The 8,774-nt window shown below is 57.2% G+C and carries 6 protein-coding genes; 4 read left to right on the forward strand and 2 right to left on the reverse strand.

Annotated elements, in window-relative coordinates:
- Positions 1 to 22 precede the first annotated feature (22 nt).
- Positions 23 to 856 carry an LOG family protein gene (locus HNQ64_RS06730; protein WP_184206754.1) on the reverse strand — a complete coding sequence of 278 codons (834 nt, stop codon included), beginning with the start codon at positions 854 to 856 and terminating at the stop codon, positions 23 to 25.
- 208 nt (positions 857 to 1,064) lie between these two features.
- Between HNQ64_RS06730 and HNQ64_RS06735 the strand changes: the two genes are divergently transcribed.
- On the forward strand, positions 1,065 to 4,784 hold the full coding sequence (locus HNQ64_RS06735) for a beta strand repeat-containing protein (RefSeq protein ID WP_184206756.1): 3,720 nt from the start codon (positions 1,065 to 1,067) through the stop codon (positions 4,782 to 4,784).
- Positions 4,785 to 4,852: 68 nt separating this feature from the next.
- Positions 4,853 to 6,241, forward strand: a complete 1,389-nt coding sequence (locus HNQ64_RS06740; protein WP_184206758.1) for a right-handed parallel beta-helix repeat-containing protein — start codon at positions 4,853 to 4,855, stop codon at positions 6,239 to 6,241.
- Between the two features lie 3 nt (positions 6,242 to 6,244).
- Here the strand turns inward: HNQ64_RS06740 and HNQ64_RS06745 are convergent, their stop codons facing one another.
- Complete coding sequence (locus HNQ64_RS06745; protein WP_184206760.1) at positions 6,245 to 6,817, reverse strand: acyl carrier protein phosphodiesterase; 573 nt, start codon at positions 6,815 to 6,817, stop codon at positions 6,245 to 6,247.
- A 137-nt stretch (positions 6,818 to 6,954) separates the two neighbouring features.
- On the opposite strand from HNQ64_RS06745, the gene HNQ64_RS06750 reads away from it, so the two are divergent.
- Complete coding sequence (locus HNQ64_RS06750; RefSeq protein WP_184206762.1) at positions 6,955 to 7,944, forward strand: DHH family phosphoesterase; 990 nt, start codon at positions 6,955 to 6,957, stop codon at positions 7,942 to 7,944.
- Positions 7,922 to 8,650 (forward strand): tRNA pseudouridine(55) synthase TruB, encoded by a 729-nt coding sequence (gene truB / locus HNQ64_RS06755; RefSeq protein WP_184206764.1) that lies wholly within the window; start codon positions 7,922 to 7,924, stop codon positions 8,648 to 8,650. The genes HNQ64_RS06750 and truB overlap by 23 nt, the downstream gene beginning before the upstream one ends.
- Positions 8,651 to 8,774 lie beyond the last annotated feature (124 nt).

Genomic DNA, 8,774 nt, shown 5'->3' on the forward strand with positions numbered 1-8,774 from the left:
CTCACTCCTTTGAGGCCTTTTCTTACAACCCCTTTTCGCCCAGCCATGAGTTGCTCTGGGGCGGTATCTCGCAGGTCAGGCCGAATTGCTTCACAGCCTTTTCTTGGAGGTGGTTGATGGCCTCTTCCACACTGTCTGTCCAGCAGATCAGGTCCAAGTCCTCGGGGCTGATGGTGCCATTCGTCACCATGCTGTCGATCAGTGCCCTCAGCTCGCCCCAGAACTGGCTGCCCATGACCACCATGGGGAAGTTACGCACTTTCTTCGTCTGGATCAGCGTCAGGGCTTCGAACATCTCGTCCAGCGTGCCAAAGCCGCCAGGCATGATGACAAAACCATAGCTGTACTTCATCAGCAGCACCTTACGGACAAAGAAGTACTTCATCGTCACCCAGCGGTCCAGGTAGGGGTTATGGCTCTGTTCAAAAGGCAGTTCAATGTTACAGCCGACGCTGCGGCCTCCCACATCCTTAGCCCCACGATTGGCCGCCTCCATGATGCCGGGTCCACCGCCTGTCATGACCGTGAAGCCGATGCGCGTGATCGCGGCTCCCACCTTGCGCGCCAGTTGGTAGTGTGGATGGTCTTCTTTGAACCGGGCTGAGCCAAACACCGTGATGCATGGCCCGACAAAATGCAGACCGCGAAAGCCCCGCAAAAAGTCCGTCACGACCGAAAAGAGCAGGCGCAGCTCTGTGAGGCGGTGATTGGGCCCCTGTAACAAGGCGCGATCCACCAAATGGCCACAGAAAGCCTGCTGGATCTGTTTTTCACTCGGGGCTTGAGGGGGCGGGCGGGGGATGGGGGCACTGCTGCCAGGGCGGCCTTCCTTGTCTTGAATGTTGGGAGTTGGCATGGTTGGTTTTCCTCAAATTCGACCTCTTTAAGGCACGAATTATTTAAAAATACGAACTTCGGGATAAATTAGCGATCAGGCAAATCGCAGTCCAGGAGTAAAGGAATTCCTCTTTGCGTGTTCCTAGGGAACGAGTTACGATACGTTTCTGCCTTTCCAACCCCCTGCTAGGGCAGACCAAACGTTCGCTACCCCCCTGCGAAAAACCATGCAAATCAGTCAGCTCATTCAGAGCATGGGCAACCGTGCTTCTTCTTCGCGTTCAGATCGCCATCTAGCCCAAGTTTCTGAAAAGCGATGGTTCATGCTGTGTGGGGTGATTCTCATGAGTCTCTGCCTGCCTTCGACACAAGCGGCTGATGGCGTTTGGAATACTGCGCAGACAGGCACGCAGGACTGGTCTCTTTCCACCAACTGGAATGGGGGCGTCATCCCTGGCCTAACCACCGGGACGACCAATGCAGACACAGCGACTTTTGGCAGCACCACGGCGGCAACTTTGATCACGATTGATGCAGGGAGAAATCTCCGCTCCCTCGTTTTCAATGGCACCAATGCAGCCGGGCTTTACACGATCGGCAGCGCAGGAGCCAATGCGGGACCTGCCCTGAGCCTGAGCAGTGGTGGCAGCTTGACGATGTCTGTCGGGACTCTCACGACGACGACCATCAATGCGCCGTTGATCTTGGAAGCGGCCAGTGGCACCACCGCTGGCACCTATACGATTGCGAATAATGCCACCAGTGCCGATGCCGATCCTGGCACGTATAAGCTGAACATTGCGGGCAACATCAGTGGTGGAAACACCACCTCGACGATCACCCTCAATCTGAATACCACCATCGGTAATCGCAGCAATGATGCCTCCGGAAACACCGTGAGTGGCCTCATTTCCAATGGGGGCGCCCAGGGCGGTCTTGCCGTTTCCGTCAATGGAGTCAACGGCGGGCAGCGCGGCGTCTGGCGCATCATCAATGATGCCAATAGCTACACGGGCAACACGGTCGTGACCAATGCCACGCTCCTGTTTTCGAGCATCGCTAATGCTGGCACGAATAGCGCCATCGGTGCGGGGAGTGGGTTCACCGTCGGAGCTAACTCGCATGTCAAATACACGGGTGCTGCGGCCATGACGGATCGCACCATCACGGGCGGTGGTTCTTTTTACAATCAAGGCACGGGAGCCCTCACTTTGACGGGAAGCGTTCTACTCCCCGGCACACTCACTTTTCGTGGTGGGCAGAACTTCATCATTGATGGATTGATCTCCGGAACCGGCGGCCTGAATCGCACGGACAACGGCACCGTTTTCCTCAATAACAATGCCAACAGCTTTTTGGGGAACATCAGCATCTCAGATGGTGCTTTCCGTTTCGCCACCCTGGGAAACAAAGGCGTGAATTCGGCCATGGGCGCTGGCACGCTCATTACTTTAGGACAAAATAGCGCAACCATCGGGCGCATCGAATTTACCGGTGCCAATGGAGGCTCCAGCGATCGTGACATTCGTCTTTCCAATGGCAACGGAGCCAGCAGCGGCAATGGCCGCATTGATAACACCGTGGCCGGTCAAACGCTGACTCTCAGTGGCACCGTGCGCTCCACCAGTACCGATGCAGCCCATGTCTCCAGCCTGAATCTGCACGGCGTTGGCAATGGAGTGATGAGTGGCATCATTGGCGGCACCAATGCAGCCCCTACGGCCACCATCGCCCTGCAAATCACCAAGACGGGCAATGGCACCTGGGCCCTCTCTGCGGCTAACAATTACTCTCGCGGCACGCTCATCAGTGCAGGCACTCTGCTGGCCACCAATACGACAGGCTCAGCTACCGGTACGGGCAATGTCATCACCAGTGGCACGGGCACCCTGGGCGGCACCGGCATTATCAGCGGTGGCGCTGGGGCCAGCATCACCATCGCATCAGGCACACGGTTGATGGTGGGTAACACCCATCAGGTCGCCAGTGGGGTGGCGGGCAGCGCAGGGTATCTCGGCCAGGTTTCAAATCTTCGCCTGGGCGGTGCCTCCAATGTGGCCATCACTCTAGCAGGGACTTTGCAGTTTGACCTTTTCAGTAACGCAGGCTCCGCCAGCCTCGGGCAGGCCGACTTGCTCAGCCTCACCACGCAGGCAGCCTCCATCACGCTCGGCGGCACCATTTCGCTTGCGGATGTCACGGGCGCTCATGCTCCTTGGCGTGCAGGCACTTGGCAGCTCATTGACTGGAGCGGCATCGGCTCAGCCACCAAGACGGGCGAGTTTACCTTCGACTTCAGCAACATCGCGCCTTTGCCGAGTGGGTATGGTTGGGTCACCACGAATTTTCTCAACGACGGCACCATTTCCATCAACAAGATCGCTGATAACCACACTTGGCTGGGTGGCACGAGCGGCTCCTGGGCCACGGCTGCGAATTGGCAAGTCAACACCGTCCCGACAGCTAGCAATGATGTGTTTTTCCAGGGCTTGGCCAGTAACTTAACGACGGCCATTGATGGGGACCGAAACGTGCGCAGTCTCTACTTCAGCGGCGAGCAAAACTTCGTCGTCAATACCGGCAGCGGAGGGGTGCTGTATTCTTACGGTGATACGTTGGACGTCCAAGGCGGCACACAAATTTTCAATGCCCAGCTCCGTGTGGCGAATGGCACCGCTCCAGCCTACAATATCTACAACAATGGAACGCTGACATTTTCGAACTCGATCATGTTTCATCGCCTTTCTGGCAACACCACGACCGCTCTCAATATGGTGTTTAACGGCAGCGGAAACACCACCGTCAACCACTTCCAGCGCCGCACGAGTGACTACGATTTGAACATCGTCAAAAACGGCACCGGCACCCTGACCTTGACGGGGTTTGCCCCTGGCGAAGCCTCGACTTCCGCAGGCTCCATCACAGGCACGACGACCATCAATGCTGGCAAACTGCGCCTCAGTGATGAGCGGAACCTGGGCAGCAACCCAGCAGTCTTTAATCCGGGCCATTTGACCCTCAATGGCGGCACCCTCGCTGCTGCGGAATCTTTTGTGATGGACGATGTGAATCGCGGCATCACCTTCGGTGCGAATGGCGGCACAGTGGAAGTGGAGCCTAACAAGACCTTCACCATCGGCAATGCTTTCTCAGGCAGCGGTGAGTTTAACAAGATCGGCTCTGGAGTCCTGAATATCACAAGCACTGCCAATACCCACTCTGGCATCACTCAGGTCCTCACAGGGACGCTGCAAGTTGGCTCAGGGGGCTTCACTGGCACCGGGGCCATATTTGTCTCTTACGGTGCGCAGTTCGTGGGTACGGGCACCGTGCAGGCCTCTTCGTTCTCCCTGCAAGAAGGTGCGGGTCTCCAGGCGGGAAACATCACCACCGGGTCTGATACGGGCAATGGCACTCTTACTTTCTCCCCGGCTTCCGGCGTGGGGATCTATGAGTTTGCCTCCAGTTCTGGCATCACCCTCAGCATCACTAGTGCCACCAATCAAGGCGTGCTCGATCCCTCTTTTGGCGGTAACATCGTCGGCTCGCCTGGGTATCAATCTTACATCCAGGCCATCACCGGCAGTGGGGACCATGACCGCCTCGTTTTTAATGGGGGCAGCGGTTCCACTCTCACCTTTAGCGGCAATATCACCGTGGAAGATGTGGGTTTCACCCCCACTGCGGGTCAGGTCTTTAACTTGCTGGATTGGGCCACCCTGGTAGCCACCAATTTCACCGGCTTTGAAGTGGGCGGAAATCGCGATGGTGCCAGCGATGACTTCGATCAGTTCAATCTTCCTGACATCAGCGGCACTGGTTACCTCTGGGATGTGAGCCAGTTCATCCATACCGGCAGCCTTGTCATCGTCTTCATTCCTGAGCCCAGCCGCGCTCTGTTGCTCCTCTTCGGAATGATGGCCCTTTTGGGACGTCGCCGCCGATAGGTTCACAAAATCATTCTTCGGCAGCATTGTCGTATGTGAATTTTGGCGATGAGTGGCGTTTACATCAGATGTTACGCCTTCTTTGCCTGCTCGCAATCAGTGCCTCTGTCGCTCTCGCTCAGACCCATGTTCTGACTCTGGGAGTCAAGGGCGATGGCCAGACGGATGACACGGCGGCCATCCAGAAAGCCGTGCTGGAAAAAGGCAGCCTGGTTTTCCCCAAAGGCACCTACAAGCTGACTCAGACCATCGAGGTGGATCTTTCCAAGACCGGCCTGACGGGCCTGTCTAGTGACGGCACTGCCCGTTTTATCATGACCGGGCCGGGCCCGGCCTTCCGTGTGACGGGGCACCACGAAGGCACTGCTGCCCCTGCCTCGCTGAAGCCCGAAGTCTGGGCGCAAGAGCGAACGCCCATGATCAGTGGCCTGGAAATCTTCGGTGGCCATCCTGAGGCGGATGGCGTGGAAGTGGGCGGCACGATGCAGGTGACCTTTCACCGGCTAGTGGTCAGCAAATGCCGCCATGGCATCCGTCTCACGCCCCGCAATCGCAACGTGGTCATCAGCGACTGCCATCTTTATGACAACTCCGGGATCGGTGTGTTTTTGGACAACCTCAACCTGCACCAGATCAACATCGTAGGCAGCCACATCAGCTACAACCGGGGTGGGGGTGTGGTGTCACGCGGTGGCAACGTCCGAAACCTCCACATTGGAACTTGCGACATCGAAGGAAATCACCATGCCGACTCCCCACCCTCTGCGAATGTGGAACTGGATTCCACAGGTGGCTCCATCGGTGAAGTGGCCATCGTCGGCTGCACCCTCCAACACACCAGCAAGGCCCCCGGCTCTGCCAACATCCGCATCCTCGGAGCTGGCACCGATCCCAGCCTGGAACGCAAGATGGGCCGTGCCCACACCCGTGAGGGCAATGTCACCATCAGCGCCAATGTCTTCAGCGACGTGCGGGTGAACATTGAGGTCAAAGAATCCCGGGGCGTCGTCATCACTGGAAATACCTTTTGGGAAGGTTTTGAACACGACATCTTAGCCGAAAACTGCGAGCACCTCATCGTCAGCAATAACAACTTCGACCGCAACCCGCGTTACTTGGTGAATGGCTTTCAGAACTCCGAGAACAATGGCCTCGTTTTCAAAAACTGCGCTGACAGCTCTCTCTCTGGCAACATCATCGCCGGGGTCATGCGCAAGCGTGCTGCGGTGGAGATCCTGGGTGGACGTCGCCTCATGATCACCAACAACAGCATCCTAGATAGCGATAGCATCGGCCTCCTGCTGGAAGGGGTGGAAGGCAGCCTCGTCAGCGACAACATCATCCGCGATGACCGGATGGCGGATGTGAAGTCCAAGGAACCCTCCCTGGTGGTCACTGGTGGCAATGACAACCAGATCGGCTCCAACCTGCTGGGCAATGGCAAGAAGGTACAGTAGGACTCATCGCTCAGCAAGATGTCGGGTCAGGGCAGGGAAGAACTCGTGGAAGTCCTCCTGGATACCCGCGTACTCCTGCTGAAACACCTTCATCGCAGCAGCTAGATTCACGGGGCGGCGAAAGCGCAGGCCGATCCGGCGTAGGGTATCCGCCAGCCCCTCCATCTCGCCATAGTTGCCTAGCCAATTTTCGTCCTTCATACCATCCAGAGGCGGATGAGCTTCTGCGGGAATCATTTCCCGGTGATCATCGAAGGAGGCGTAAACCTCGGCCGTGAAAAGCGGCAGCGGCTGCGGGGAGAACGAGGCCCAGGAAAGACTCAGAAAGTGGTCATAAAACATATCCGTCAAGATGCCGCCATAGCGCCGGTACTCCGGTCCTAAACGCAGGATGCTGCGGCGGACGACCGGATGCGTGTCCGTAAACGCATCAATCCGCCGATGCTGGCGAATACCGCGCTGGTAAGCCTCCGGCAAGGAAACCAGTTGAGCCTGTTTCACCAGGTCTGGTAGCACATTGCCAATGCGGAAAGCTGGGCACGGCTCAGAAAGAAAAAGATGGGCCAGCCAGTTCATAACAGGGTAAGGAAGTTACGCCCCAATCATGCGTGTGGCCATCGAATCCTAGAAAGCTGGGGTGGAAAGTGCCTGTGGCCAAACGCATCTTCCCCTTGCAGCTTTCGCGGTGAGTGCTTTGTGAACACCCGCCCAAAATGTCCACCATCCAGACATCCCTTTCCGAGATCGCTGACGCTCTGCGTCCTGCCCAGCGTATCGCCATCGCCGCGCATGTGCGGCCAGATGGGGATGCCCTCGGTTCCGTCATGGGCCTCGCACTCAGTCTGCGGGCGATGGGCAAGACGGTGTATGCTCTGCTGGAAGATGGAGTGCCTCTGAATCTGGCCTTTTTACCCGAAACGGTGACCATCCTCACCCCTCCCTATGCGGACTTTGAGGTGGATGTGGCCCTGGCTCTGGATACGGCCACTCACGAACGTGTGGGCGAGCACACGAAGGCCGCCCTGGCCCGTGCACCCCTGCTCATAGACATTGACCACCACCCTACGAACCCAGGCTATGGCCACCTCAACCATGTGGACGGCACCCAGCCAGCGGTGGGCCAGATCATCTACGAGTTGCTGAAAGCGGGTGGTTTTCCCATCACCGATGCGGTGATGCAGCATCTCTACACGGCCATCAGTACGGATACAGGGTCCTTCCAGTATTCCAGCACGAATGCCCGTACGCATCACATCGCCGGGGAAATGCTGGCCGCAGGGCTGGATAGCTCCCGCCTGGCGCAATTGCTCTACCAGACCTACCCGGCCCGTCGTTTGCAACTGCTTCGCGCCATGCTCAATGAGATGGATTTTCGGGCAGAAGGCCGCATCGCCAGTTGGCAATTTACTCGTGCCCTGATGGACGAGGTGCAGGTGCAACCTGGGGATACCGAGGGGATGATTGATACCTTGCGGATGATTGACAGTGTGGTCACGGCCGTGATTTTTGAAGAAATGGCCGATGGCAAAATCCGTGTCAGCGCCCGGTCGAAAGACCAGCGGTTGGACGTCTCCGCGGTGTGTGGGCAGTTTGGCGGCGGCGGCCATCGCCTCGCCTCCGGTGCTCGCATGAAAGGCCCCATCCAGGAGGCCGCAGAAACCTTTTTGACAGCTTTAGAACATGAAGTCAGACGACTCGCTTAACGGTGTCCTCCTAGTGGACAAAGATCCGGACATGACCTCCCACGATGTGGTGGCCGTGGCCCGCCGCTGCTTAAATACCAAAAAGATCGGCCATTGTGGCACGCTCGATCCCATGGCTACCGGCATGCTCATCCTGGTTATCGGCAATGGCACGAAGCTGCAGGACCTCCTCATGAGTGAGGACAAGGAATACATCGGCAGCCTGCGCCTGGGGGCCACCACCAGCACTCAGGATCGGGAAGGGGAGATCTTGGAGGAAAAACCTGTGCCTGCCTTCACTGAAGCCCAGATCCGCGAGGCCTTCGATGGTTTCCGGGGAGATTTTTACCAGACTCCGCCCATGGTCAGTGCCATCAAGATTGATGGCGTGCCCCTCTACAAGCTCGCACGTCAGGGCGTGGAAGTGGAGCGCAAGCCCCGCTTCGTCCGCGTCTATGATTACCAGCTCAATAACGTGGCTGTGCCAGATGTGGACTTCCGTGTGGTCTGCAGCAAAGGTTTCTACGTCCGCACTTACGCGCATGACATCGGCCAAAAGCTCGGTTGCGGGGCTCATCTCACGGCTTTGCGTCGTAGCCGCAGCGGACATTTTAAATTTGAACCCGGCAATCACACCACTTTTTCAGCCCTCAAAGAAGGCCGACGGGATGAGGTGATCGCCTCCATGATGAGCCTTTACGACGTGTCGAAATTACGCGGGGCGTAACTTCCCCGTCGAGACATTTCATTTTAAAATCTGCGGTGTTGGCTTCCTGCCAACACCGCTTTTCGTTTTTAGGAGATCCGGCTTCTTCATTTCCTACACGTTCAAATTTGTGAAAATTAAGAAA

Origin of the sequence: Prosthecobacter dejongeii (assembly GCF_014203045.1) — a bacterium.
Classification (GTDB): Bacteria; Verrucomicrobiota; Verrucomicrobiia; order Verrucomicrobiales; family Verrucomicrobiaceae; genus Prosthecobacter; species Prosthecobacter dejongeii.

Coding starts and splice junctions, on each gene's coding strand:
- HNQ64_RS06730 (WP_184206754.1), bottom strand. CDS start 856: ATGCCAACTCCCAACATTCAAGACAAGGAAGGCCGCCCTGGCAGCAGT.
- HNQ64_RS06735 (WP_184206756.1), top strand. CDS start 1,065: ATGCAAATCAGTCAGCTCATTCAGAGCATGGGCAACCGTGCTTCTTCT.
- HNQ64_RS06740 (WP_184206758.1), top strand. CDS start 4,853: ATGTTACGCCTTCTTTGCCTGCTCGCAATCAGTGCCTCTGTCGCTCTC.
- HNQ64_RS06745 (WP_184206760.1), bottom strand. CDS start 6,817: ATGAACTGGCTGGCCCATCTTTTTCTTTCTGAGCCGTGCCCAGCTTTC.
- HNQ64_RS06750 (WP_184206762.1), top strand. CDS start 6,955: ATGTCCACCATCCAGACATCCCTTTCCGAGATCGCTGACGCTCTGCGT.
- truB (WP_184206764.1), top strand. CDS start 7,922: ATGAAGTCAGACGACTCGCTTAACGGTGTCCTCCTAGTGGACAAAGAT.